This is a genomic window from Campylobacter coli LMG 9860, from assembly GCF_000254135.1.
GTDB classification, from domain to species: Bacteria; Campylobacterota; Campylobacteria; order Campylobacterales; family Campylobacteraceae; genus Campylobacter_D; species Campylobacter_D coli.
In genome coordinates, this window is the sequence record NZ_AINS01000011.1 from 15772 (window position 1) to 41802 (window position 26031).

Here is a 26031-nt window from a genome sequence, read left to right on the forward strand (position 1 = left end):
ATTGACTGGGATAAAACTTATGCGGCAATTTATAGATCTAGAAAAGATTATTTAAAACCCATTATAGATCTTGATAATATCAGCTTAAATGATTTATTGGGCATGGAAGAACAAAAAAATGTCCTTTATCAAAATACTTTAAATTTTATCCATAATAAAGGAGCAAATCACGCACTTTTATGGGGTGCTAAGGGTACGGGTAAATCAAGCTTGATTAAGGCTATTTTTAATGAATTTAAAGACAAAGGCTTAAGGCTTGTAGAGTTAGCTAAAGATGATTTATTTGCTTTAGTTGATATTATCGATGAGTTAAGAGAACAGCCTTTTAAATTTATATTATTTTGTGATGATTTTTCCTTTGAAAAAAACGATGATAGTTATAAATTTTTAAAGCCCTTGTTAGAGGGTAGTATAGAAGCACCTCCGCAAAATATTATTATTTATGCGAGTTCTAATAGACGCCATTTATTAAGTGAAAGTATGAGTGATAATCAAGGAGTTCAAGTTACTCATACAGAGCTTCATGCAAGCGATGCGGCTGAGGAGAGATTGAGTTTAAGCGATAGATTTGGCCTTTGGCTTAGTTTTTATCAAGGAAATTTAAACGAGTATTTAAAGCTTGTTGATTTTTATTTTAAAGATATAAAATGCGATAAAGAGCTTTTGCATAAAAAAGCAAAAGAATTTGCAAATTTAAGAGCAAGTAGAAGTGGAAGAACTGCAAAGCAATTTTATTTAGCCTTTAAGGAGAGTATTGAATGAATGGAGCTGATATTTTTAAAAAACTTCTTGCTTGCAATTTGGATTTTAAAGAATTTGATTGGCTTGAGAATCAAGGCTTGAGCGATTTTGAGCTTTTAATTTCTGTGATTTTAACCCAAAATACAAAATGGGATAATGTCTTAAAGGCGTTAAATAACTTAAAAAATGCGCGAATTTCAAGCTTAGAGCAGCTTTCAAATTTATCCAATCTAGAGCTTGCTACTCTGATAAAACCAAGTGGATTTTACAATACCAAAGCTAAACGCTTAAAAGAGTTAGCAAATAAGATTTTAGATACTTATAGCAATATAGAAAATTTTAAGAAAAATGTAGATCGAGAATGGCTTTTAAATACTAAAGGTTTAGGCTTTGAAAGCGTGGATAGCATTTTAAATTATCTTTGCAAAAGAGAAATTTTGGTTGTGGATAGCTATACGCAAAGATTGGCTACACATTTGGGTTATGAATTTGAAAATTATGAAGAATTGAGAGAATTTTTTGAAAGCGGCATAGAAAACGAGCAAGAAAATTTGTGTCAAATTTTAGAAAAAAAATACGAGCTTTTTGAACTTTATCAAATTTTCCATGCTGCGATTATTGCTTTTGGAAAAGTTGCCTTCAAGGGAGTAAAATTGACTTTAGAGGGTGAAAATTTGATTCAAAATTTAAAGGAAGAATAATGAAAGCAAAAGGAAGTGATTTAATTCCTGTATTGAGTATAGCTGGAAGTGATTGTAGTGGTGGGGCTGGCATACAAGCTGATCTTAAAACTTTTAGTGCTCACAATCTTTTTGGTATGAGTGTTGTTTTGAGTGTGGTAGCTGAAAATACAGCAAGAGTGATTTCAGTTCATGACATACCCGTTCAAAGCGTGGATGAGCAAATGCTTGCTGTTTTTGAAGATATAGTGCCAAAGGCTACTAAAATAGGAATGATAGGAACTTGTGAGCTGATGGAGTGTGTGGCTAGAAATTTAGAAAAATTCAAACCCCAAAATATAGTTATCGATCCTGTGATGTTTGCAAAAAATGGTTTTGCTTTAATGCCACAAGAAAATTGTGATTTTTTTAAAAAAACCATAGTGAAATTTGCAGATATTCTTACGCCTAATATCCCAGAAGCGGAATTTCTTTGCGATTTTAAAATAAAAAATGAAGAAGATATGATAAAAGCGGCTAAATATTTATGTACGCAAGGAGCAAAAGCTGTTTTGCTTAAAGGGGGGCATAGTGAAGAAAATGCCAATGATGTGCTTTTTGATGGTAATGAAATTTTTATTTTAAAAGGCGAACGCATAGAAACAAAAAACACTCATGGTACAGGTTGTACACTCTCTTCGGCAATTGCTAGTAATTTAGCCTTGGGAAAAGATTTGTATAATGCTGTAAGTGAGGCAAAAGAATATGTAAGAAATGCGATTTATTATTCTTTAAATTTAGGGAAGGGCTGTGGGCCAACTAACCATTTTTTCAGGTTTTTAAATGAAAAATGATTTAGATCTTAGTCTTTATTTTGTAGCAAGTCGTGGAAAAAAAAGTGATGAGCTTTTTTTAAACACGCTTGAAGAAGCGATAAAAGGCGGAGTAAGTATAATCCAACTTCGCGAAAAAGAATTAAACTCAAGAGAATTTTACAAGCTTGGCTTGAAAGTACAAAAGCTTTGCAAGGAGTATGAAATACCCTTTTTAATCAATGATAGAATCGATATCGCCTTAGCTTTAGATGCTGATGGGGTGCATTTAGGACAAGAGGATTTAGAAGTGCGCTTTGCAAGAAAAATTTTAGGCAAAGAAAAAATCATAGGCTTAAGTCTTAAGAACTTAGAACAATTAAAAGATATTGACGGGGCTGATTATTTAGGTTGTGGTGCGATTAAGGCTACTCCAACTAAAGAAAGTTCTGTTATAAGTTTTGAAACCTTGAGTCAAATTTGTGAAAAAAGCCCTATAGGCGTGGTAGCAATAGGCGGGATTGATAAAGAGCTGATTAAAGAGCTAAAGGGCATTAAAATAAGTGGCATTGCAGTAGTTAGAGCCATAATGGATGCGCAAAATGCTTATTTGGCAGCTAAAGAGCTTAGGCAAGAAATGAATGAAAATTTATCTTTTAAATGAGACTGTTTTTGAGGGTGTGGAAAATCTTGTTTTAAATGAGATAGTTTTTTACGATTTTAGTGTCAATTTAGATGAATTTGATGCTTTACTTTGTACTTCAAAAAATGCCCTAAAAGCTTTAAAAAAAACAAAAAATAGTTTAAATTTAGATATTAATGTATATGCAGTAGGGCAAAACACTGCTCAATTTGCTAAGGATATGGGTTTTAAAAAGGTTCAATTTGCGCCAAAATCTTATGGAAGTGAGCTTTTTAATCATTTTAAAGAGGAATTAAAAAACCAAAAATGCCTTTATTTAAGGGCTGAAAATATAGCTTCTACTTTAAATTTAGATCTTAGAACTTATGGGGTAGATTTACAAGAAATCATTGTTTATAAGAATGTTTTTAAAAAAAGCAAGCAAACAATCCTTCATCCTGCTATTTTTATTTTTACTTCTCCTTTGAGTGTGGAAAATTTTTTTAAACAATATGATTTAAAAAAGGAAGATAAGGTCATAGCAATAGGGCAGAGCACAGCAAAAAAACTTACTCATCTAGATAATCTTTTTATAAGTTCTAAACAGGATTTAAAAGAGTGTGTGAAATTGGCTAAAAGTCTTATTTAGTTTGATTCCAAAATGATTCTTTTGTATGCAAGATAAAGGTTTTATTTATTAAAATTTCATCATTGACATTTTTTTGTGTATTTAACGCTATACTCATATGCGCGATTATGATACCATCTTGGCTTAAATTTGCATCTTTGTTGATCGCTTGAAATTTGAAATTTTTACACTGGGCTATGGGATAGTGGTATTGTATTTTGATTTTATCGTTTAAATTAGGATAGTGAAGCGTGATAGAATCTAAACATTCCTTTCCGTCTAATTTAGCTTGATAAAGTAAATATTTAACGAGTTTCTCATCGGCTAAAATTTGGGCTTGTAAATAATAATAAGCATCTTTTACAAATCTTGGTATATAACTTGAAGTGGTGATATTTAAACTAAGCCATATCCCTAAAGCACTGATTAAAAATACCAAGGATAGTAAAATATAGGCTCGTTTCATATGAATAACCTTTTTGTAAGGCAATATTCTTGCTCTTGTTCTTTTAAACATACTTTAAGTTTTTGTTTTTGTATTTCAAATAAGCTTACATTATCCATAAATATAGAGTATTGCTCAAGCTGATTATTAAAATAAGGATAGAGCTCATAATGAATTTTATCTTCTTTAAGAAATAATTTTATTCTAGCTTGGATAGGGATAAATTTACCCTTAAAAGAAGCAGTGATATTATTTTCTGAATGAATGAATATTTTTTTAATTTCTTTATTTACTAAAGCATAAATGATATTTTGCTCATCATTATACAATTCTTTTCGATTTTGAAGTTGAAGTTTAAAATTACTATTGGGAGAATATAAACTTGTATTGTTTTCTAAAATAAGGCTAGAATTTAATAATTTTTCTTTATTATCATCAAGATATAATAAATCATCTTTAAGCAAACAGCTTATATGATTTGGCTCAAAAGTAATATTAGTGCAAGTTTGAAGCAATTTTTCTAATCTTAACACACTTAAATGAGTTTTTAGTATCAAATCTTTCATTTTTAATTGTTGATTGTTTAAATAATAAAATTCCCACAATGTCCTTGATAGAAAAAGTGCTAAAAATCCGATTAGAATTAATACAAGAATAGTTTCAAAAAGACTAAAAGCTTTATTCATCGTAAAAATATAGGGAGTAATCTTGATTTTGAATATGTAATTTTTTAAATTGAAAGATATTATCATTTACAAAGTTTTCTTTAAAATCAAAAGTTTTTAAATTCTGTATATGAAGTTTTATATCTCTTTGATGAGGATCGGTATGAAGTTTATCTTGCAGTGTGTATAATCTTTCAAAATAATTTAAATAATCATGATTGTCATTTAGCTGATAAAATAATTTAGAAATACTTGTAAAAATTAATCCTAGGATAATTATACAAAGAATTAATTCTAAAAGCGAGAATGCAACTTTCATGTTGCACTAGCATTAAGAGCCTTAAAAAAAGTCCCACGGATACCTTTTTGCTCTAATACTTTAATCCCTTTTATGGTAACACCTGCAGGCGAGCAGATATTTTCCTTAATGATGGCTGGGTGCTCGTTTTCTAGCAAGGCTGCAGCACTTTTAAAAAGCGAACGAGTGAGATTTAAACTCAGCTCTTTTGATAATCCTTCATACACGCCAGCATTAGCAATGCTTTCAGCTACTAATGCTAAAAAAGCAGGAGCGCAACCGCTTATAGCCATGGCAGCATTCATTTGTTTTTCTTCGTTTAACTCATAAGCCTTGCCAAAAGTATTTAAAATTTCTATGACTTCATCTTTAAAATTTGAATTTTTTAAAACATAAGGAGTTGTGGAAGCTTTATATTTAGCTGCTGTATTTGGCATTATCCTTGCATAATTTTGGGCTTGGATAAGTTTTAATTTATCAAAATCCGTATTGGCTAAAACTGAAATTAAAATTTTTGCCTTGCCTTTTAAATTTGCTGCGACACTTTCTAAGGCATAAGGTTTAAAAGCTAAGATAATATTTTTATTTTCTATATTAAAATCTTTATAGAGTAAAGTTTTAAAACCTTCTTTTTCTAAAATTTGAAGCTTTTCTAAATTTCTACCGACTATATAGATATTATAAGAATCTTTTAATCCATAAGCCAAAGCTTGCGCCATCGCACCATTAGCAAGTATATATAAATCAGCTTTCATTACTTCTTAATATAATTTGCAATTTGATCCGCTTGAAAAAAGTTAGGATAAGCTACAGTATCTAAGATTACTTGCACCATGGAATTATTATCAAGATTAATAACCACAGGAGCTAGGAAATTTACAGTAGATTCTTCTATACTTTTAGCAATTGCTACTATATTGAAAATTTTCATATTTGACTCTGGTGTCAAAGAAAGCAATTCTTGGTAGTATGTAGGTATCTCAAATTCATAATCTGGTCTTATAAGATAAGGATTAATAAGAACAAAAGAAAAATCTTTTCCATCAAGACTTTTAAGTCTTACAAACACTTCATCAATGGTTGAAAATTCCATATTTTTGGTTTCTTCAAAACCTAAGATAGGGCATTTAACAGCTAGTGTCATTTTTTCTCCTCGAGTTTATAATAAAATATTTTATCACAAAATAAGCAATATTAGTTCCAAAATTTAAATTTATTTATTTATTTTCACTATAATTTTAACTAGAAATAATCATAAAGCATTTAAAATAGTGTATTTAACTAAAAAATGAAAAAGGTAAAAATTAATGAAAAAAAATTTCTTTCTATGTATTTTATTGGGGATTTTATTCAGTGCTTGCAGTACAAAAAATGATGAAGGATTGTATAATTTAAGTGCAAGTGAATGGTATAAACAAATCATTAAAGATTTGCAAGATAAAGATTTGGAAAAAGCTGATGATCATTATAATGGTATGGCAAGTGAGCATATAGCAGATCCGCTTTTAGAAACAACACAAATTATCTTAGCACAAGCACATATGGATGAAGAAGAATATCAATTAGCGGAGTTTTATTTAGATGAGTATAATAAAAAATTTGGAAATTCACGCAATGCAGATTATATTCGCTATCTTAAAATCAAAGCTAAATTTGATGCCTTTGCCGTGCCAAATCGTAACCAAGCTTTAATGCTTGAAAGCCAAAAAGAAATAGATAGTTTTTTAAATGATTATCCTTATACAGAATACGAACCTTTAGTACAGACTATGTTAACTAAATTTAATTTAGCTGTATTTTATTTAAATGATACAATACAGGATTTATATGAGCGTACAGGTCATACTCAAAGTGCTGAAATTTACCAAGAAAGATTGCAAGAAAGTGAGTTTTATCAACAAAGCATTATCAAGCCAGAACTTCCTTGGTATAGAAGTATATTTGAAAAATTTTAGATTTAAGGGAAACTGATGCAAATTGAAGAAATGCAAAATTATCCAAGTAATTTACCTATTTTAGTAGAAGATGAATTATTTTTATATCCATTTATGATTACTCCAATTTTTATTAGCGATTCAGCAAATATGAAAGCTTTGGATTTAGCTATTAAAAATGATTCAATGCTTTTTGTAGCCCCTTCAAAGCTCGAAAATGGAAGATCTTTTGATGAAATTTATGATTGTGGGGTAGTTGGAACGATTATGAGAAAAGTTCCCTTGCCTGATGGTAGAGTAAAAATACTTTTTCAAGGTTATGCTAAGGCTAGGATTATAAAACCACTTTCGAGCAAGCCCTTAGAGGCTAAAATAGAGCTAATTAAAGAAGAGTTTTTAGAGGGCACAAAAAAAGAAGCTTTACTGGATGTTTTAAAAGAAAAAGTTAGAGCTTTGGCAAATATTAGCCATTATTTTTCACCTGATTTGCTCCGAACTATAGATGAGGGTTTAGATGCTTCTAGAATTTGTGATTTGATTTTAAATACTGTTCGTATAAAAAAGCAAGAAGCTTATCAATTTTTTATCTTAACCGATCTAGAAGAAAAGCTTTTAAAATTAATAGACTTGATAGCCCAAGAGATAGAAGCCAATAAAATTCAAAAGGAAATTAAAAACAAAGTTCATTCTCGTATTGATAAAGTCAATAAAGAATATTTTTTAAAAGAGCAACTTAGACAAATTCAAAAAGAATTAGGTAGTGACAATCAAAAAGAAGACGAAGTTAGAGATTATTATAAAAAATTAGAAAGCAAAAAGAAATTTATGCACGAGGATGCTTATAAGGAAATTAAAAAGCAAATTGAAAAATTTGAACGTATACATCAGGATAATTCTGAAGCTTCTATGATACAAACTTATATTGAAACCGCTTTGGATATGCCTTTTGAGAAAATAGCAAAGAAAAAACTTGATATCAAAGAAGTGGCTAAGCAGTTAAATCATGATCATTATGCTCTTAATAAACCAAAAGAGCGCATTGAAGAGTATTTTGCTGTTCGTGAGCTTTTAGAAAAACGCGGTGTAGCAGATAAAGATGGGGCTAAGGTTATACTTTGTCTTTATGGGCCTCCAGGAGTTGGAAAAACTTCACTGGCTAATTCTGTCGCTAAGGCCTTAAAAAGAGAACTTATTCGTATAGCTTTAGGGGGCTTAGAAGATGTGAATGAATTGCGCGGACACCGCCGTACCTATATAGGTGCGATGCCAGGGCGCATTACTCAGGGTTTAATTGAAGCAAAACAAATCAATCCTGTAGTTGTGCTTGATGAAATTGATAAGTTAAACAGAAGCTTTAGAGGTGATCCTAGCGCAGTTCTTTTAGAAATTTTAGATCCGGAGCAAAATTCTAAATTTAGGGATTATTATTTAAATTTTAATCTTGATTTAAGCAAGGTGATTTTTATAGCAACAGCTAATGATATAAGCAATATACCTGCTCCTTTAAGAGATAGGATGGAATTTATAGAGTTAAGCTCTTACACTCCAAATGAAAAATTTCACATTACTAAAAAATATTTAATTCCTGATGAACTTAAAAAACATGGATTAAAATCTAGTGAATTAGATATTAATGATGAGACTATAGAGCTTATCATAAGCGAATACACTAGAGAATCAGGGGTAAGAAATCTACGCAGAAAGATAGCTGAACTGTGCCGTAAAAGTGCTAAAAAATTACTTTTAGAAAATATCAAAAAAGTAAGTATCAATGTTAAAAATTTAAATGAATTTTTAGATAAAAAAGTTTTTGAGATAGAAAAGCATGATGGAGAAAACCGCATAGGACAAGTCAATGGCTTAGCATGGACCAGTGTGGGTGGAGATGTTTTAAAGGTTGAAGCGATTAAGATCAAAGGCAAGGGAGAGTTAACTCTTACTGGAAGTTTGGGTGATGTGATGAAAGAATCTGCTAGAATTGCTTTTAGTGTGATTAAGGTTTTAATCGATGAAGGGAAGATTAAAATTCCTAAAAAGATGATTCTTGATCCTAAAACTAATGTTTATGATAGTTATAATTTGCACATCCATGTACCCGATGGTGCAACTCCAAAAGATGGACCAAGTGCTGGAATTACGATGAGTACAGCTATTGCTTCAGTTTTTAGTGATAAAAAAGTTCGTTCTGATGTAGCAATGACAGGAGAAATAGATTTAGCGGGTAATGTATTGCCTATAGGAGGGCTCAAAGAAAAGCTTATCGCAGCATATAAGGCTGATATTAAAATAGCTTTGATTCCAAAGAAAAATTACGAAAGAGATTTAAAAGATATTCCTGATGAGGTTAAAGATAATATGAAAATAATTGGAGTTAAAGATTTTGATGAGGTTTTAAAATACGCTTTGGTTTAAAATCTAGAGCGAGGGGAGAAAAAGGCAAAATATTGATTTTGCCTTTTTTAATAACTTATAGTCCTTCGAAAGGATTGTTAACTACTTCTTTTCTATCTACTATATAAGGAATAAGAGCTACATGTCTAGCGCGTTTAATAGCAACTTCTACCATTTCTTGGTATTTTTTGCTTGTCCCTGTTAAGCGGCGGGGCATGATTTTAAATCTTTCTGATAAAGCATGTTTTAACATAGCTGTATCTTTATAATCAATAAATTCAACTTTTGCTTCTGTGTATTTGCAATATTTGCGAGAGTATTTTCTTTTTTCTGCCATAGTTTATCCTTTAAAATGGTAAATCGGTGTCATCGCTATCATAAGCATCAACATCAATTTCTTTAATTTTTTCTTGGTTTTGGTTAGGATTTTGTGTTTTTGTTTGTGCTTGCTGTGGAGCTTTTTTGAAATTATTTTCACTCATATAAGGATCGTAGCTTTGGTTTTCATAATTTGAATAATTATTATTAGCTCCATAATTATTTCCACCATTGTTAAAATTTCCACCTTGTTGAGGATTGTTTCCTAGCATTTCCATGTTTTCAACTTGAACGCTGTGCTTAGAGCGATTTTGTCCATTTTGATCACTCCATTGTTCAAATCTTAAACGTCCTTCTATGAGTACTTTTGAACCTTTTGTAAGGTATTGGTTTGCAACTTCTGCGGTGCGACCATAAAAGCTTATATCAATAAAGCAAGTTTCTTCTCTTTTTTCTCCATTTGTGGTAAATCTTCTTGTTACTGCTATAGCGGAAGCTCCAATAGCACTACCGCTTTGTGCATAACGCATTTCTATATCACGTGTAAGATTTCCAACCAAAACAACTTTGTTAAACATCTTTTTCCTTATTGAATTTCAGGAGCATCTAAAGGTTTGATTTCTTTTTTAGATTGCTTAATCCCGTGGCTTAGTTTTTCCCAAGCTGCAATTTCTTTTTTATTTTCATATTTTACGATTAAAAATCTTATTACTTCTTCAGTGATTCTTAACACCCTTTCAAGCTCTGCAATTAAGTTTGTAGGAGCTTTGAAGTAAATCACAAAATAAGTTCCTCTTTCGTATTTTTTGATTTTATACGCTAATTTTCTAGTGCCCATTGGAACAACAGTTTCAATTTCTGCACCATTTTTGGTTAGGACTTCTTTAACGAATTCCAACTTCGCATTCACTTCCTCTTCGGTAAGTGTTGGTTTTAAGATAAATAAAACCTCATAATGTTTCATCTTTTCTCCTTATGGATATTAAAGCCCATTTTCATGAGCAAGGATTTTGCATAAAGCAAGACTAGATTATATCAAAATATACTTAATTAGTCTTGAATATCCAATGTCTTATCTAAATTTACTTTGATTTCTTCAAGCATGGCAAAACGTTTTTTATACATGGAGCGTTTTTGTGAAGGGATTTCTTCTAGGTTTTTTTGCGAGTGGTGGAGCTTGTAGTATTTGTGTTTATCGATTTTTATTAATTCTCCACCATTTTCTAGCCAAATTTTTTGATAATCTACAAAATATCCTTTTTCTTTTCCTTTTTGAGAACGGATTTGATTTTTTTCATGTACACCTAAAGTAGCTTGAAGTTTTAAAATTTCACAAAGCATCTTAGAGCATTCTATAAGTAAAGCAACAGGGCGCAAACCATGACATTTTTTAGTTAAAATTTTATTAATTTCTAAAATATTAAAATCTTTGTATTTATATCCTTGTATGCAAGAAAGTAGAAGATTATTTTCTAAAGTAAAGCAAAAATTACATTGTGAAATAGTGTATTTTTTAAATTTTAAAGAAAAAGCCCAAAAACCTTCTTCGTAAACATTATGGTTATATCCTAAAAAAAGCTCAAAATCTTCATCAAAAGAAAAAATCATTTGTTCTTCGGGAAGAAATTTAAAACAAGTAAGTCCCTTATCAACATCATAAATAAGTGTTTTAACGCGTTCATTTGCTTTAAAACTTTTATCGCAAAATCTTCTTATAGCATTGTAGCAAGCATAGGGTCTTTGAGAGAAAAAGTCTTTTAAATGTTTATTTTTTTCTTCATTAAGCGTTTTTTCTAGAAGCCTTACTTGAGGAAAATATAGAATTTTTCTTGCTTGAAAACGTAAATAGCGCCAAAAGATGATACTTTTTCTTCTATCAGTAAAATTTGGAATAGGGTAGGAAAATTTTTTATTCACCTGCAATCCTTGATATATCATTATAAGTTGCAAAGAGCATTAAGCTTAAAAGTATTGCCATGCCTGCGTAACTTAAGTATTCAAAAGCACGCTGTGGAACCTTGCGTCTAAAAATCATTTCATAAAGATTAAAAAGTATATGTCCTCCATCAAGCATAGGAATAGGTAAAAGATTTAAAATGCCTAAATTTATAGAAATTAAAGCAGTGATAAATAAAAGCAAAGTAAAGCTATTTTGTGCAGCCTTTGAGGTAATTTCAGTCATGGTGATAATACCGCCTAAATTTTTTGCTTCAATTTCACCACTTATGAGTTTTATTATACCCTTGATGATGAGTGTAGAAGCTTGAAAACTTTCTTGTATGGCATATTTAAAACTTTCTAAACCTTGATGTTTTACAAGAGTGCTTGTCCCATTTGGACTGACTCCAAGTTGAGGTTTTTCAACGATTTGTCCAAAGTCATTATATCCTTGTCCTATTTTTGGAGTTAGGGTAAATTCTAAATTTTTTCCTTCTCTATCGATTAATATTTTCAAAGGCTCTAAACTTAAATGCTTTGAAATTTCATCAAAGCTTTGAATTTTTACACCGTTAATTTCTAAGATAGTATCATTTTTTTGAAGTCCTATTTCTTGTGCAGCAGAGTTTGGCGCTATGTTTCCTATTTGCGGAGCAAGTTTGTTTAGACCTAAATTTCCTATGATAATATAAAGAAAAAAAGCTAAAATTAGATTAAAAAATGGTCCAGCAAAAAGAATATAAATCTTTTTTAAAGGACTTAAAATGCTATAGCTATCTTTGTCTAGATTTTCAAAACCAGGACGCATATCATCTTGTCCTTTAAGTTTAACATATCCTCCAAGTGGCAAAGCACTTAAGCGATAGTTCGTGCCTTTAAATTCACGCTCTATAAGACTTTTTCCAAATCCTATGCTAAAGACTTCAACTTTTACACCCAAAGATCTTGCAGCTAAAAAATGTCCTAATTCGTGAAAGAAAATTAAAAATGAGATGACTAAAACAGTTGCTAAAAATTCAATAGAATAAAATTTAATTCCCAAAATCAAAATAACAATTAAAAGCAATAAAGATCTCATTTTTCTCCTTTTTTCTGAGCTTTTATATAAGTATAGATGTATTCAAATCCAGAATAAAGAGTTAAAATCAAAGCTATGTAAAGTAGAATTTCTCCGCCTATCCACTCCATGATTAGAAATCCTATCGCAGTCATTTGAAAAGCGGTTTTAAGTTTGCCTGCAAAAGAAGCATTGACATTTAAATTTTCACTGATCATTACAACTCTAAAACCTGTGATAAAAAATTCCCTTACTAGTATAATATAAATTACCCATTCATTAGCTTTTCCTGTAAGTAAAAGCCCTAAAAAAGCTGCTAAAACAAGCATTTTATCGGCTAATGGATCTAAGATTCCGCCTAGTTTTGTAGTTTGTTTCCAAGTTCTTGCGATGTATCCATCGAAAAAATCACTTAAAGCTGCTAATGAAAAAGTTAAAGCAGCAAAATAGTTAATCCAACTTTGATGAATATTTTCAAATTTATGAATTAACAAAAAAAATAGCAAAGGCGCTAAAACCATTCTAAAAATCGCCAAGATATTGGGTAAATTCATAACAAGCCTTGTGAAATTAAATGTAAAATTATAATCAAAATTGTATAAAATTTAAGCAAAGACTTAGTAAAAATACAAAAAAGAATCAGTTTATTTTTATTTAAATTTTGCTTAAAAGCAAAATTTAAATAAATTTTACAACTTCATCAAAACTAAAACGATTTTTTTGAGGATTTTTTTTATCGTTGCAATATCCTAAAGCCACCACCAAACTTGATCTTTCTTTTTGAATATCAAGTGATAAATAAGAATCAAGCTTTTCTTTATCAAAACCACCTATAGTGCAGCTTGCTATATTTAAAGCATTAGCACTGTAAAGTATGCTAGCTAGAGCTATATGAGCTTGTTCTCTTGCATAAGATATTTTTTGTTCTTGATTTAGAGATTTTAAAAAAGGCATATAAGTATCTAAGCGTTTTTGCATTTCTGTTTCACTCATATCTCTTTTTCTAAGTTTTTCTTCAAAATAATCCAAAAAATCAAGTCTTGAAATGATTATAATTAATGCAGCACAATCTTTTACATGTTGTTGTTGATTGCAAATTTGAGCCAGCTCTTCTTTTTTATTGTCATCTTGCACCACTAAAAATCTCCAAGGCTCAAGCCCTAAAGAACTAGGACTTAATCTTGCTATCTCTAAAATAGTATCCAAATCTTCTTTTTTAAGTTTTTCATTTTTAAAATTTCTACAAGAATATCTTGTGCTAAAAATTTCAAGTTCTTTTTTCATTATTTTTCCTTGTAAAATTCGACGACTTCATTAAAATTTAAGCGTTGAGTAGAATATTTTGGTTCATGGGCTTTATATCCTAAGGATAAAATTACAGCAGTTTCAAAAGGATAAGTTAAATTAAGAAAATTATCAACCTTAGCTTTTTCATAGCCCCCTATCATACAAGAATCAATCCCCAAACTCATCGCAGCTAGCGACATTTGCATCATTGCAAGATAGCATTGAAGTTGTGCAAAATGATAAAGTTCTTTTTCATTCATTGCATCAGTATCGTGAGTATAAATCTTTAAAATTCTTTGAAAATTTTCTTCCTTGGAGCCTGCAAAACGACGAATCTGTTTTTGTGCAAATTCATCCTTGCTTTGCAAGTCTTTTCTTGCTAAAAGAATGATATTATGACTCGCACTTGCTACGCTTGCTTGATCAAAACAAAGTTTAGCAAGCTTTTGATTGTCTTCTTTTTTGTCTAGTATGATAAATTTCCAAGGCTCAAATCCATGTGAGCTAGGAGCTAAAATTCCACTTTCTAAGATAAAATGCAAATCTTCTTCACTGATTTTTTTATCATTAAAAAGTTTACAAGCTCTGCGTTTTGAAATCAGTTCTTTGAAATTCATAGTTTAATCCTTAATTAAAAAATAATAATATTAATTATAAAATGCAAAGCTTAATCAAAAAATATTATAGTTTGATATTTTTCTTAAAAACAAAGCCAGATTTTTCAAAATTCATTTTTTGGATATAAAATTCATGAGCTTGTGTTCTAAAAAAACTTGAGCTTAATTCCAATTCTTCATATCCTTGATCTTTTGCCCAAATTTGAATTTTTTTAAAAAAAGATTGACCCACATCTTTACCTCTTAAAGCTTCATCTACAACAAAATCACAAATATAAAGACAATGATTATGATAAAGTACATTAAAGGGCATGACTCCACAAGCTGCTTTGAAAGCTCCCTTGTCTTCATATGCAAAAAGTTTATAATGTTGAGTTTTTTTAGCAAGTTGAAATTTTTCTAAAAAATCCTCTAAAGACAGATTATTTCTTAATTGTTTTATTAAGGGATAAATTTTTTCTAAGTCTTCTTTTAATTTAATTTCTCTCACTATCAGTCCCTTTAAAATTCAAATATTTCAGGTTTTAATTTTAAAAGCAAGCAAAAAGTTGCTAAAGTAGCTTGTTTTTGCATAAATTCACGGTCGCCACTTAAATAAAGAGTTTCTTGGATGAATGTTCCATCTTTAAACATCGCTCCTATATAAACTGTGCCTGATTTTACCAACCCTTCATCTTGCTCTCCTGTAACACCGCTAATAGCTAGTGCAAAATCAGGTTTTGCAGTTTTAAAGATACCTTTAAGCATAAAATACACACAACGCTCGCTGTATTCGCCTTGATTTTCTAAAATGCTTTCACTAATACCCAACCATTCGTGTTTGATTTTATTAGAATAGCTTACGATAGAACCTTCAAAAATTTCACTCACTCCACTAAATTTTGTAAGAGTGCTTGCGCAAAGTCCGCCTGTGCAGCTTTCTGCAAAAGAAATTTTGATCTTTTTTTCTAAAAGTTTTGAAACGATAAATTGTATAGGATCTTTGCCTAAAAATACTTTTTGTCCAAAAAGATTTTTTACACTCGTTAAAAAACCATCTAGCTTGCCAAAATTAACACAACTTGCTTTAATAAGAGTAAGATTTTCTAATATCTTGCTTGATTTTATACTGACTTCGTAAGACTTGGTTAAGGTATCAAGCAGTAAAACAGCACTCTCATCATCTATGCCTAATAAACAAAAATAAGCAAAATTAGGAAAAATATCTCCAAGCAAAGGAGGAAGTTTTTGTCCTGGATTTGTTTTAATAACATTGATTTTTGAATTGATAAAATCACATATAAAACTATCCTTTTGAAAATAAGCTTTATCGGGGACTAGATTATCCTCTTTTAAGACTAGATTGTCTTCGCTTAGGGTGGCTAAAATTTTTGCTATGGTAGCATAGTGGTTTGGCGTGGTAAAAAGAGTTATGAAATCATATTTGTCTAGTAATTTTTCAAGCAAAAAGGGTAATTCTTTATCGGTTTTATTTTGAAAACGAGTTTCATGAATTTCTTTAAATTTATTTTCATAACTACGATAAATATAATCCTTAAAATTTTCATTCATTATAAGTTCATCACCGATAAGAAAAAGCAAATGTTTCATAATTTTTTCCTTTTTTATAGTAATTATAGCTAAATTTTAAATTATTTTGAGTAGAATTTAAGATTATAAAAACTTCATCTAGGTGGAACAATGGATTATAAAGATACCCTGCTTTTGCCAAATACTACTTTTGCAATGCGCGCTAATTTGGCAGAATTTGAGCCAAAGAGATTTGAAAAATGGTTTAGCAAGAATTACGCTTATGAAAAAATGAAAACAAAACGCAAAGAGGCGAAGAAAGCTTTTACTCTTCATGATGGCCCTCCTTATGCTAATGGACATATCCACATAGGACATGCTTTAAATAAAATCTTAAAAGAAACGATTATCAAAACGCATTATTTTAATGGAGAAAGCATTCGCTTTACTCCAGGTTGGGATTGTCATGGCTTGCCTATAGAACAGCAAGTTGAAATCAAACTTGGAGATAAGAAAAAAAGCTTGAGTAAAAAAGAAATTCGATCATTTTGTAGAGAGCATGCAAACGAATTTGTGAACATCCAAAGAGATGAATTTAAAAGTCTTGGTGTGATTGCGGATTGGGATAAGCCGTATCTTACGATGAAATTTGAATTTGAAGCGGCGATTTACCGCACTTTATGCGAGATTGCTAAAAAAGGTTTGCTTTGCGAGCGTTCTAAACCTGTTTTTTGGAGTTGGGCGGCTAAATCAGCTCTTGCTGAAGCTGAGGTAGAATACGAAGATAAAGAGGATTATTCTATTTTTGTGGCTTTTGACTTAGATGAGCAATCTTGTCAAAAATTGGGCATTTCAAAAGCAAGTGCAGTGATTTGGACTACTACTCCTTGGACTTTGGTGGCAAATCAAGCTATCGCTTTAAATCCAAATGAAAACTATGTTATCACTAAAGAGGGATTGATTTTTGCTAGTGCTTTGCTTGAAAGTATGATAGCTAAAGGTTTGACAAAGGGTGAAATTCAAAAAGAGCTTAATGCAAAAGAGTTTGAAAAATTAGAAGCTATCAATCCTTTAAATTCAAGAAAATCCATCTTGATTATGGGCGAGCATGTTTTAATGGAAGGTGGAAGCGGACTTGTACATACAGCTCCAGGACATGGCGAGGATGATTATTATGCTTGTTTGAAATACGATATAGAAGTGATTATGCCTGTGGATGATGGGGGTTGTTATGATGAAACCTTACGCCACAAAGGACTCTTGCCATCCGATTTGCTTGATGAGTTTATAGGACTTCATATCTTCAAGGCTAATGAAAAAATTTTAGAGCTTTTAGGAAATCATCTTCTATATTCTTCTAAATTCATACACTCCTATCCATTTTGTTGGAGAACTCACAAACCTGTGATTTATAGAGCGACTAAGCAATGGTTTATTTTAATGGATGAGCCAAAATTAAAAGGCAAAACTTTAAGAGAATGTGCTAAAGAGCAAATTTTAAAAACAAAATTTTATCCACAAAGCGGAGTAAAAAGAATAGGCTCTATGGTGGAAAATCGTCCTGATTGGTGTATTTCAAGACAAAGAGATTGGGGGACGCCTATAGCTTTCTTTAGAGATAAAAATACTAAAGAAGTGATTTTTGATGCTGAGCTTTTTGATTTTGTGGCAAATATATTTGAAAAACATGGAGCAGATGCTTGGTGGGAATTTGAAATTAAAGATTTAATACCACAAAATTCAAAATACAATGCAGACAATTTAGAAAAAGTTTATGATATTTTAGATGTTTGGTTTGATAGTGGAAGCACATGGAATGCGGTTTTAAATAGCGGAATTTACGATGCAGGAGAGAAAAGAGCAAGTATGTATCTAGAAGGAAGCGATCAGCATAGAGGTTGGTTTCAAAGCTCTTTGCTTGTAGGAACAGCTATCAATGAATTTGCTCCTTATGAAAGTATCTTAACCCATGGCTTTACCACAGATGAAAAAGGGCAAAAAATGTCAAAATCCAAAGGTAATGTTATAGCTCCTGAGTATGTAGCTAAAACTTATGGGGTGGAAATTTTAAGACTTTGGATACTTTTGAGTGATTATTCTACTGATTTAAAAATTTCAGACAATATCTTAAAACAAGTAGGCGAGCAATACCGAAAAATAAGAAATACCATAAGATTTTTACTTGCAAATACTAATGACTTGGAAAATTTAGAAGTAGAGGAATTTAGCTTTATAGATAAATGGATACTGACTCGTGCTACACGCGTATTTAAAAGTGCTAAAGAAAATTTCTTAGCCTATGAATTTGCAAAAGGTTTTAATGTGCTTTTAAATTTCTTAAGCGCTGATTTAAGTGGAATTTATCTTGACATAAGCAAAGACAGGCTGTATTGTGATGCTAAAAATAGCAAGCGCAGAAAATCCGCACAAGTGGCAATGGCTTTAATCGCTAGAGAACTTTTAAATTTATTAGCTCCAAATTTAACCTATAGTGTAGATGAGGCTTTAGAGCATGCTAATAGCTTGATAAAAGGCGATGCTAAGGATGTATTTGATTTGAGCTTGGAAGAAAAATTTGAATATGATTTTAATATAGATGATGAATTTTTATTGAGCGTGCGTGAGAAATTCTTTGAAAATATCGATATACTAAAAAAAGACAAAGTGATCAAATCAACATTAGAACTTAATCTTGACACAAATTCAAAACTTTTAAATTCTATACCTAAAGATGAATTAAATGATTGGTTTATGGTAAGTTTTGATGAAAATTTACAGGGTGAAGTTTTGTGTGAATTTGAAGTGGAGAATGAGAGCTTTAGGATTATGAAAGCTACGCTTTGCAAATGTCCTAGATGTTGGAAAGTAGAAAGCGCTAAAGAGGATGAGCCTTGCATGCGTTGCGCTGAGGTTTTAAAACATGCTTGATAATCCTATCCCCAATTCCATTATTATAGCTACTATAGCAATCACCGCTATTTTTTGTGCAGTGGCGGTTGTTTTTATTAAAAATTTGGCAAAGAAACAGAAGGAAAAAGAATGATAACCTTAAAAGAAGCTTTGAAATACTCTAAAGAAGAGCTTGAAAATCTAAAAAAAGAACTCAATGATAAGGCTAAGAAAGAAAATAAAATAGGTGCTTATATAGAGCAATTCTTAGGTAAAGACTTAAGCGATGGGGGTGAAGGTATACCTATAGCGATTAAAGATAATATCAGTGTAAAAGACTGGGAATTAACTTGCGCAAGTAAAATTTTACAAGGATATGTAGCTCCTTATGATGCTACTGCTATTAAAAATTTAAGATCTAAAGGTTTTAGTCCTTATGGACGGACTAATATGGATGAATTTGCCATGGGAAGCTCAAGTGCAACTTCATTTTATGGAAAAACCCTAAATCCTTTAAATTTCGCTCGAGTTCCAGGTGGTTCAAGTGGTGGTAGTGCTGCTGCCGTAGCAGGTGGTTTGGCTTTGGCTAGTTTGGGTAGCGATACGGGTGGTTCAGTGCGTCAACCAGCTGCTTTTTGTGGTTGTGTGGGGTTTAAGCCTAGCTATGGAAGAGTGAGTCGATATGGGCTTGCTTCTTATTCTTCAAGCCTTGATCAAATAGGCGTTTTAACGCAAAATGTAGAAGATGCAGCTATTCTTTATGATGCCATTGCAGGTTATGATAAGATGGATAGCACAAGTGCGAAAGTAGATTTTACACCTACTGCTCCTAATTTAAATGCAGAGAAAAAATTGAGAATTGCTGTGATAGAAAATTATGTCAATGAAGCAAGCGCTGAAGTAAAAGCCGCGCTTTTAAAAAGTATAGAGATGTTAAAAGCAAATGGACATGAAATTGTTTATAAAAATATGCTTGATTCTAAGTTTGATATCGCAGCGTATTATATCATCGCAACAGCTGAAGCGAGTGCAAATTTAAGTCGTTATGATGGGGTGCGTTATGGAAAACGCTCGCAAAATACAGAAAATCTTAAAGATATGTATATTAATACTCGTAGCGAAGGTTTTGGTGAAGAGGTAAAAAGAAGAATTTTACTAGGAACCTTTGTTTTAAGCAGTGGTTATTATGATGCTTATTATATAAAAGCACAAAAAGCTAGGGCTTTTATCAAGGCAAAATATGAAGAAATATTACAAGATTGTGATCTTATTTTTATGCCTGTAACTCCTACAACGGCTTTTAAATTTGATACTCAAAAAAGCCCTATGCAAACTTATTTAGAAGATGTTTATACTATCTCTGTAAATTTAGCAGGACTTGGAGGCATTAGTGTGCCTGTGAGCGAGGATAAAGAAGGGCTTAATATCTCAGCCCAGCTTATTTGCAAGGCTTATGATGAGCGAACCTTGCTAGATGGAGCTTTAAGTTTAGAAAAAATTATAAAGGAAAATAAATGAATATAATTAAGCGCGCTTTGACTTTTGAGGATGTACTTTTACGCCCTTGCTACTCTGAGGTTTTACCTAAGCAGGTAAAAATTCATACCAAACTTACTAAAAACATCACTTTAAATATGCCTTTAATCTCTGCTGCTATGGATACAGTGACAGAGCACAGAGCTGCTATCATGATGGCAAGACTTGGTGGGCTTGGTGTAATTCATAAAAATATGGATATAGCTTCGCAGGTAAGAGAAGTCAAAAGAGTGAAAAAAAGTGAAAGCGGGGTGATCATAGATCCTATTTTTGTAGGTCCTAAAGCAAGTGTAGCAGAGGCTTTGGAAATCATGGCGGAGTATAGAATTTCAGGAGTTCCTGTGATAGATAGCGATAGAAAGCTCATAGGCATTCTTACTAATCGCGATTTGAGATTTGAAAATGATTATTCAAATTTGGTTGAAAATGTAATGACTAAGGCTCCTTTGATCACAGCTCCTAAAGGGTGCACTTTAGATGATGCAGAGAAAATTTTTAGTAAAAACAAGGTAGAAAAACTTCCTATAGTTGATGAGCAAGGACGCTTAGAAGGACTTATCACTATAAAAGATCTTAAAAAACGCAAAGAATATCCAGATGCAAATAAAGATAGTTTTGGAAGATTGCGCGTAGCGGCTGCGATTGGAGTAGGACAAATGGATCGAGTGGATGCTTTGGTAGAGGCTGGAGTGGATGCGGTAGTTCTTGATTCAGCGCACGGGCATTCTAAGGGTATCATTGATACAGTAAAAAGCGTTAAAGAAAAATATCCAAATTTGGATTTAATCGCGGGCAATATCGCTACCGCAGCTGCTGCAAAAGCACTTTGTGAAGCAGGTGCTGATGCTGTTAAAGTGGGTATTGGCCCAGGAAGTATTTGTACTACGCGTATCGTTTCAGGAGTAGGTGTACCTCAAATTTCAGCTATTGATGAGTGTGCTATGGAGGCTAAAAAATATGGTGTTCCTGTGATCGCTGATGGAGGGATTAAGTATTCAGGTGATATTGCAAAGGCTTTGGCAGCGGGTGCGAGTTCGATCATGATAGGTTCTCTTTTAGCAGGTACAGATGAGAGCCCGGGTGAGCTCTTTACCTACCAAGGAAGACAATACAAATCCTACCGTGGCATGGGATCGATAGGGGCTATGCAAAAAGGAAGTTCAGATAGATATTTTCAGCAAGGAACTGCACAAGATAAATTAGTTCCTGAAGGCATAGAAGGGCGCGTGCCTTATGTAGGAAGTATAAAAAGTGTCGTACATCAGCTTTTAGGAGGGCTTCGTTCTTCTATGGGTTATGTGGGTGCTAAAGATATAGAAGATTTTCAAGCAAGGGCTGAATTTGTTGAAATCACAAGTGCGGGACTTAAAGAAAGCCATGTTCACGATGTAACGATAACTCATGAAGCGCCAAATTATAAGGTAAATCAATGAGTTTTGAAGAAAACTTAAAAAATGCAAATGAATCCTTAGAGAAACTCAATGATAAAGAACTAAGCTTAGACGAAAGTGTGAAAATTTACAAAGAAGGATTAAAAAGCATTGAAAAAGCAAGGCTTGCTCTTGAAAAAGCAAGGCTTGAAGTGGAGCATATCGATGAGTAAGATTGCTGCTTTGCAGTTTCCGACTTTAGCATTGAGCGAATCAAGGCTTGATTATTATCTAAAAGCTTCTAAGGATAGTGGAGCGAATTTGGTTGTTTTGGGCGAATATGTGCTTAATAGTTTTTTTACAGAGCTTTTGGCTATGCCAAAGTCTATGATTAAAGAGCAAAGCGAAGCTAAAAAAGAAAGCTTGATTAGGCTTGCTAAAAAATATGAGCTTGAAATCATCGCTCCTTATATCAGTGTAGAAACTAAGGGATATAAAAAGCTTTGTTTAAAGGTCGCTCCAAACCATATCAAAACTTATGAACAGCAAGTTTTAATGCCTTATAATCACTGGAATGAGGAAAAATTTTTTAGCAATAAAATCAATAAGGGCAACTTAAAACTTTTTACTTTTAATCACGATAAATTAAAATGCGCTTTGCTTTTTGGCTTTGAAGTACATTTTGATATTTTTTGGCAACAAATTATGGCTAAAAAGATTGATTTAGTTATCGTTCCTAGTGCTTGCACCTTTGAAAGCAAACAAAGATGGGAAGAGCTTTTAAAAACAAGAGCTTTTTTAAATTCTACAAATATCTTAAGGGTAAATCGCATAGGCACTACAAAAGATGAATGGAGCTTTTATGGCGATAGTATGCTTATCAATGCTTTTGGAGAGATAGAAAGCAGACTGGGCTCTGAAGAAGAAATGCTTATCGTAGAACCTAAAAAAGCAGATGAAGCTAGAAAAATTTGGGCTTTTGATAAGATAGTTAAAAACTTTTAAGACTAATTTTATTAGATATATAAAAATTTTTTACATAATGTGATTTTATTTTAAAGGATAATAATGAGAAAGATTTTATTGCAAATTTTTTCTTTTAGTTTTATTTTTATGGGAATTTTTGCTTTGGTTAGGTCTTTAATGGTAAAAAATTTAACCAATGAAAGTGAAAATAGCCTAATGGTGTATATGTATGGATTAGGCCATGATATGAGAACTTTTAGTGCTATTTTTTTACCTTTATTTTTGTGCGGTTTATTTTCTTATATAGGTTTAGTCTTTAAAAATAGAAAATATAATATCATGGGGGGGGTAATCTCTAAATTTTATTTCTACCTTTCTAGTCTTTATATAGCTTTTATATCTTTTATTGTTTTAATTTCTACTTTTGTACATTATTATTATTTTCAACTCTATGCGAGTAAAATTGATATTTTTATTTTTGGTTTAAAAGATGACGATACTAAAGCTATACTATCTATAGTCTTTTCTGATTATCCTATTATAAGAATGCTTCTTTTGGCTGTGATTTTTAGTATATTTTGCATTTGGATCAATATTAAAATTCTTAATTTAAAATTAAAAGAAATACAAATAAAGCCAATATTTTTTATCTTTTTAAATATTTTACTAATCTATGCTTATGTTGTGGCATTGCGAGGACATTTTACTTACAATGCCTTAAGGGTTTCAAGCTATGAATTTAGCACTATAAAGGCTTTTAATGAAATTTCAACAAATCCTTTGATGGCTTTTTCTTGGGCATATAAAGAGTACAAAAATCAACAAGAATTTAAAAGTGTAGATACAAAACAGCTTAATCAATTAGAGGAAAAACTTTTTCCTATGTTTGACACTACTTTACCACATCAAAATCATGCCAAAAATCACATTTATGTTAATATCATGGAAAGTTTTGGTTTAAATTTGGCGGAGTTTAGCACTAAAAAAATTGATCTTTTTGGAAACTTAAAAAAACATTTTGAGCAAGATATTGTTTTTACTAGGTTTTTATCTAGTGCAAATAATACTATAGAAAGCCTTAATCGTTTGATTTTTTTAAGCCCAAATACTATTTCAAATGGTTTATATCAAAAAGAAGAGTTGGCCTTCACACCTTTGCAAATTTACAAAAACGCAGGATATAGAATAATATTTGTTTATAGTGGTAATGCTTCTTGGTATAATCTTGGAAATTATTTTAAAAATCAAGGTGCGGATCAAATCATAGATGAAAATACACTTATGCAAGATTTTCCACAAGCTAAAGAAACAAAACATAAATATGGCATAGCTGATGAGTTTATGTATAAAAAAATATATTCTATTTTTGAAAATGCTAAAAGTCCCACGCTTGTCATCTCTCTTAGTATTTCCACTCATAGGCCTTATATACACAAAAGTAAAAAACAGCTTATTGATACAGAAAATCTAGATGAAAAAATATTAAATCAATTTATTATTGATAATTCCACAGAAGCTTTAAATACTTATGCGTACGCAAATGATGAATTTGGAATGTTTTTAGATCGCATAAAAGAAAGTAAATTTAAGGAAAATATTATTATTGCTGCTACAGGCGATCACAGGTTTAGAGATATTAAGATGGATATAAACTCTCAAAAAGCTTTTGCTTATAGTGTGCCTTTTTATTTATATCTTCCAAAGTATTTAAAAAATGATATTTATTATGATAAAAACCGCGTAGGTTCACATAAGGATATTTTTCCAACGCTTTACAATCTTACTCTTAATAACACAAAATATTTAAGCCTAGGTGGAAGAAATATGCTAGCACCTATAAAAAATCAAAAATTAGAATTTGGTTTCAATGAGGTTGTTTGGATTGATCAAGATGGAGTATATGATGGAAATAAAGGTTATTATTTTGAAAATAATGCTAGTATAAAAGATACAAATAAAGCTTTTGAGTTAGATTTATATCATAAGAATTTTTCAAAAATTTATAAAGAGTTGTTTCAAAAACAATTAAGCTATAGATTGGTTAATTTAAAAACTAAAAACAATGAATAGATTTTGTATTTAAGGGTTTTTCTATATTTTTTAATAAAAAAGTATTAAAGGCTTAAATAATGAAAAATATCCATTTTATCGGTTAGGTGGTATAGGAATTTCCGCTTTTGAAAAATTAGTAGGATTAAGCAATACTTTAAATGTAGGAGTAGATAATAAAGTAAGAATAGCTAAAAACTCTCATGAGTTTGTAGGAGAAAACAAAGACATAGAAATAGGTGCAAATCAAAATACTATTATCCATAAAGATGAGATAAGGAATGTGAAGGGAGAAAATAAATTATTAATAGAAAAGTCTTTAACCCAAACAATAGAAAAAGAATTTTTCCTTAATGTTCATCAAAATTTATCCGCCCATATACAAGATAACACATCTTTAAAGTCTAATTCCATGCAAACAAAGATAGAAGAGCAATATTCTTTAGAATCAGACAATTCAACTTTTGACTTTCAAACAGATTGTGAAGTAAAGGCAGGTAATCAAATCCTCCATCAAGTAGGTGATACTCAAATTGTTACTAAGAAAGATTGTGTTATTATTAAAGCAGGCGGAGTAGAAGTGATTATAGACTCTAATGGACTTGTGGTTAAAGGTGGAGAGCTTAAGGCAGAGTAAAGGATAAAAATGAGCCAAACAAACAATAACACAGAAATCAAAGAACAAGACACTCAAGATGAAATCATTTGGGAAGGAAAAAAGGATATACCTTCGTTTTTGCTTTATTGGATAACATATATTGTATTTTTATGTTTTTTTCTTTATTTATTTCCTAGATTATTTAATAAAGAAATAGATTATAAATGGTTTATAGTTTTTTTACATTTCTTTTAGGCATATATGCATTTGCACGAGCGATCTATAAAATGGCAAATATTAAAAGAATTTATATCACAAAAGAAAAACTTGTGATTGAGTATTATATTAAAAATGATTTGGTTTTTCCTTTAGGAACTTTTTTTGTGTATTATCGTAAAATTTCATATTCACCTTCTCCAGGACATATAGTGATACATACCTTTGGAGATAAGGCCAAAGAATACCTTGAACCTGGTTTATTCAGTGATGGCGATGATCCAACAAAAGGTTGTTTTGAAAGAATTAATGCCATTATAAAACCCTATGTAATGCCTTATTTGCTAGGCTTAAGTGATGAAGAATTTGAAAAAATCTTTTTCCATGTAAACGCTACTAGTGAAATTGATACCACTTTCCTTAAAGAAGCAATGGAACTCAGAAAAGAGAAAAAAGATGAATGAAAATAATACACAAGGAAATGAA

32 protein-coding genes are annotated in these 26031 nt (G+C 31.2%); 17 read left to right on the forward strand and 15 right to left on the reverse strand.

What is annotated here, in order from left to right:
• The 5 genes from CCO88_RS02020 to CCO88_RS02040 are packed head-to-tail and all read left to right on the forward strand — an operon-like array spanning position 1 to position 3483.
• Complete coding sequence (locus CCO88_RS02020) at positions 1-762, forward strand: ATP-binding protein (protein WP_025443303.1); 762 nt, start codon at positions 1-3, stop codon at positions 760-762.
• On the forward strand, positions 759-1442 hold the full coding sequence (locus tag CCO88_RS02025) for a 3-methyladenine DNA glycosylase (RefSeq protein ID WP_002777124.1): 684 nt from the start codon (positions 759-761) through the stop codon (positions 1440-1442). The genes CCO88_RS02020 and CCO88_RS02025 overlap by 4 nt, the downstream gene beginning before the upstream one ends.
• Positions 1442-2254 carry a bifunctional hydroxymethylpyrimidine kinase/phosphomethylpyrimidine kinase gene (gene thiD, locus CCO88_RS02030; protein ID WP_002786353.1) on the forward strand — a complete coding sequence of 271 codons (813 nt, stop codon included), beginning with the start codon at positions 1442-1444 and terminating at the stop codon, positions 2252-2254. The genes CCO88_RS02025 and thiD overlap by 1 nt, the downstream gene beginning before the upstream one ends.
• Positions 2244-2876: a thiamine phosphate synthase gene (thiE, locus tag CCO88_RS02035; RefSeq protein WP_002839213.1), complete on the forward strand. Its 633-nt coding sequence runs from the start codon at positions 2244-2246 to the stop codon at positions 2874-2876. Before thiD ends, thiE begins: the two co-directional genes overlap by 11 nt.
• A complete protein-coding gene (locus CCO88_RS02040; protein WP_002780243.1) occupies positions 2854-3483 on the forward strand; it encodes a uroporphyrinogen-III synthase in 630 nt (209 codons plus the stop codon). Before thiE ends, CCO88_RS02040 begins: the two co-directional genes overlap by 23 nt.
• Here CCO88_RS02040 and CCO88_RS02045 read toward each other — a convergent pair.
• From CCO88_RS02045 to fliW, 5 genes are read right to left on the reverse strand one after another with little or no spacing between them, the layout of a single operon-like run.
• The gene (locus CCO88_RS02045; RefSeq protein ID WP_002777117.1) at positions 3476-3928 is read right to left on the reverse strand and encodes a hypothetical protein; all 453 of its coding nucleotides are present in this window, start codon (positions 3926-3928) and stop codon (positions 3476-3478) included. The two genes, CCO88_RS02040 and CCO88_RS02045, sit on opposite strands and share 8 nt — an antisense overlap.
• Complete coding sequence (locus CCO88_RS02050; RefSeq protein WP_002790524.1) at positions 3925-4593, reverse strand: hypothetical protein; 669 nt, start codon at positions 4591-4593, stop codon at positions 3925-3927. Before CCO88_RS02050 ends, CCO88_RS02045 begins: the two co-directional genes overlap by 4 nt.
• Entirely contained in the window at positions 4586-4891 is a 306-nt protein-coding gene (locus tag CCO88_RS02055) for a hypothetical protein (protein ID WP_002839215.1), read from the reverse strand. Before CCO88_RS02055 ends, CCO88_RS02050 begins: the two co-directional genes overlap by 8 nt.
• On the reverse strand, positions 4888-5625 hold the full coding sequence (locus CCO88_RS02060) for a pyrroline-5-carboxylate reductase (RefSeq protein WP_002839216.1): 738 nt from the start codon (positions 5623-5625) through the stop codon (positions 4888-4890). Before CCO88_RS02060 ends, CCO88_RS02055 begins: the two co-directional genes overlap by 4 nt.
• Positions 5625-6014 carry a flagellar assembly protein FliW gene (fliW, locus tag CCO88_RS02065; RefSeq protein ID WP_002777093.1) on the reverse strand — a complete coding sequence of 130 codons (390 nt, stop codon included), beginning with the start codon at positions 6012-6014 and terminating at the stop codon, positions 5625-5627. Before fliW ends, CCO88_RS02060 begins: the two co-directional genes overlap by 1 nt.
• Before the next feature lie 163 nt (positions 6015-6177).
• Between fliW and CCO88_RS02070 the strand changes: the two genes are divergently transcribed.
• Both CCO88_RS02070 and lon read left to right on the forward strand, forming a co-directional pair.
• Complete coding sequence (locus tag CCO88_RS02070) at positions 6178-6825, forward strand: outer membrane protein assembly factor BamD (RefSeq protein WP_002777091.1); 648 nt, start codon at positions 6178-6180, stop codon at positions 6823-6825.
• Between the two features lie 15 nt (positions 6826-6840).
• Positions 6841-9216 (forward strand): endopeptidase La, encoded by a 2376-nt coding sequence (gene lon, locus CCO88_RS02075; protein ID WP_002780250.1) that lies wholly within the window; start codon positions 6841-6843, stop codon positions 9214-9216.
• 55 nt (positions 9217-9271) lie between these two features.
• Here lon and rpsR read toward each other — a convergent pair whose 3' ends face one another.
• The 10 genes from rpsR to CCO88_RS02125 form a co-directional block, all read right to left on the reverse strand.
• On the reverse strand, positions 9272-9532 hold the full coding sequence (gene rpsR, locus CCO88_RS02080) for a 30S ribosomal protein S18 (RefSeq protein WP_002777087.1): 261 nt from the start codon (positions 9530-9532) through the stop codon (positions 9272-9274).
• 10 nt (positions 9533-9542) lie between these two features.
• On the reverse strand, positions 9543-10091 hold the full coding sequence (locus tag CCO88_RS02085; protein WP_002814664.1) for a single-stranded DNA-binding protein: 549 nt from the start codon (positions 10089-10091) through the stop codon (positions 9543-9545).
• An 8-nt stretch (positions 10092-10099) separates the two neighbouring features.
• On the reverse strand, positions 10100-10477 hold the full coding sequence (gene rpsF, locus CCO88_RS02090; RefSeq protein ID WP_002812868.1) for a 30S ribosomal protein S6: 378 nt from the start codon (positions 10475-10477) through the stop codon (positions 10100-10102).
• A gap of 86 nt (positions 10478-10563) precedes the next feature.
• Positions 10564-11430: a VirK family antimicrobial peptide resistance protein gene (locus CCO88_RS02095; protein ID WP_002812869.1), complete on the reverse strand. Its 867-nt coding sequence runs from the start codon at positions 11428-11430 to the stop codon at positions 10564-10566.
• Positions 11423-12529 carry an RIP metalloprotease RseP gene (gene rseP / locus CCO88_RS02100; RefSeq protein WP_002839217.1) on the reverse strand — a complete coding sequence of 369 codons (1107 nt, stop codon included), beginning with the start codon at positions 12527-12529 and terminating at the stop codon, positions 11423-11425. The genes CCO88_RS02095 and rseP overlap by 8 nt, the downstream gene beginning before the upstream one ends.
• Positions 12526-13062, reverse strand: coding sequence for a CDP-diacylglycerol--glycerol-3-phosphate 3-phosphatidyltransferase (gene pgsA / locus CCO88_RS02105; protein WP_002812871.1), 537 nt, complete (start codon positions 13060-13062; stop codon positions 12526-12528). Before pgsA ends, rseP begins: the two co-directional genes overlap by 4 nt.
• Positions 13063-13186: 124 nt before the next feature.
• A complete protein-coding gene (locus CCO88_RS02110) occupies positions 13187-13792 on the reverse strand; it encodes an NAD(P)H-dependent oxidoreductase (RefSeq protein WP_002839218.1) in 606 nt (201 codons plus the stop codon).
• Entirely contained in the window at positions 13792-14412 is a 621-nt protein-coding gene (locus CCO88_RS02115; protein WP_002818311.1) for a nitroreductase family protein, read from the reverse strand. The genes CCO88_RS02110 and CCO88_RS02115 overlap by 1 nt, the downstream gene beginning before the upstream one ends.
• Positions 14413-14476: 64 nt before the next feature.
• Positions 14477-14902, reverse strand: a complete 426-nt coding sequence (locus CCO88_RS02120) for a GNAT family N-acetyltransferase (RefSeq protein WP_002839219.1) — start codon at positions 14900-14902, stop codon at positions 14477-14479.
• A gap of 11 nt (positions 14903-14913) precedes the next feature.
• On the reverse strand, positions 14914-16002 hold the full coding sequence (locus CCO88_RS02125) for a CinA family protein (RefSeq protein ID WP_002839220.1): 1089 nt from the start codon (positions 16000-16002) through the stop codon (positions 14914-14916).
• A 90-nt stretch (positions 16003-16092) separates the two neighbouring features.
• Between CCO88_RS02125 and ileS the strand changes: the two genes are divergently transcribed.
• From ileS to CCO88_RS02170, 10 genes are all read left to right on the forward strand, one after another.
• Positions 16093-18849 carry an isoleucine--tRNA ligase gene (gene ileS, locus CCO88_RS02130; protein WP_002839221.1) on the forward strand — a complete coding sequence of 919 codons (2757 nt, stop codon included), beginning with the start codon at positions 16093-16095 and terminating at the stop codon, positions 18847-18849.
• A complete protein-coding gene (locus CCO88_RS10840; RefSeq protein WP_002777045.1) occupies positions 18842-18964 on the forward strand; it encodes a hypothetical protein in 123 nt (40 codons plus the stop codon). Before ileS ends, CCO88_RS10840 begins: the two co-directional genes overlap by 8 nt.
• Entirely contained in the window at positions 18961-20328 is a 1368-nt protein-coding gene (gene gatA, locus CCO88_RS02135) for an Asp-tRNA(Asn)/Glu-tRNA(Gln) amidotransferase subunit GatA (RefSeq protein ID WP_002780276.1), read from the forward strand. The genes CCO88_RS10840 and gatA overlap by 4 nt, the downstream gene beginning before the upstream one ends.
• Positions 20325-21779, forward strand: a complete 1455-nt coding sequence (gene guaB, locus CCO88_RS02140) for an IMP dehydrogenase (protein ID WP_002780278.1) — start codon at positions 20325-20327, stop codon at positions 21777-21779. Before gatA ends, guaB begins: the two co-directional genes overlap by 4 nt.
• A complete protein-coding gene (gene xseB, locus CCO88_RS02145; protein WP_002777040.1) occupies positions 21776-21949 on the forward strand; it encodes an exodeoxyribonuclease VII small subunit in 174 nt (57 codons plus the stop codon). The genes guaB and xseB overlap by 4 nt, the downstream gene beginning before the upstream one ends.
• Positions 21942-22721: a carbon-nitrogen hydrolase family protein gene (locus tag CCO88_RS02150; protein ID WP_002806127.1), complete on the forward strand. Its 780-nt coding sequence runs from the start codon at positions 21942-21944 to the stop codon at positions 22719-22721. Before xseB ends, CCO88_RS02150 begins: the two co-directional genes overlap by 8 nt.
• 516 nt (positions 22722-23237) lie before the next feature.
• Positions 23238-24752 (forward strand): LTA synthase family protein, encoded by a 1515-nt coding sequence (locus tag CCO88_RS02155; protein ID WP_002794126.1) that lies wholly within the window; start codon positions 23238-23240, stop codon positions 24750-24752.
• A 262-nt stretch (positions 24753-25014) separates the two neighbouring features.
• On the forward strand, positions 25015-25368 hold the full coding sequence (locus CCO88_RS10845) for a hypothetical protein (protein ID WP_002779117.1): 354 nt from the start codon (positions 25015-25017) through the stop codon (positions 25366-25368).
• Between the two features lie 9 nt (positions 25369-25377).
• Positions 25378-25584 (forward strand): hypothetical protein, encoded by a 207-nt coding sequence (locus CCO88_RS02165; RefSeq protein WP_002795637.1) that lies wholly within the window; start codon positions 25378-25380, stop codon positions 25582-25584.
• Positions 25554-26009, forward strand: a complete 456-nt coding sequence (locus CCO88_RS02170) for a hypothetical protein (RefSeq protein WP_002813171.1) — start codon at positions 25554-25556, stop codon at positions 26007-26009. The genes CCO88_RS02165 and CCO88_RS02170 overlap by 31 nt, the downstream gene beginning before the upstream one ends.
• Positions 26010-26031 lie beyond the last annotated feature (22 nt).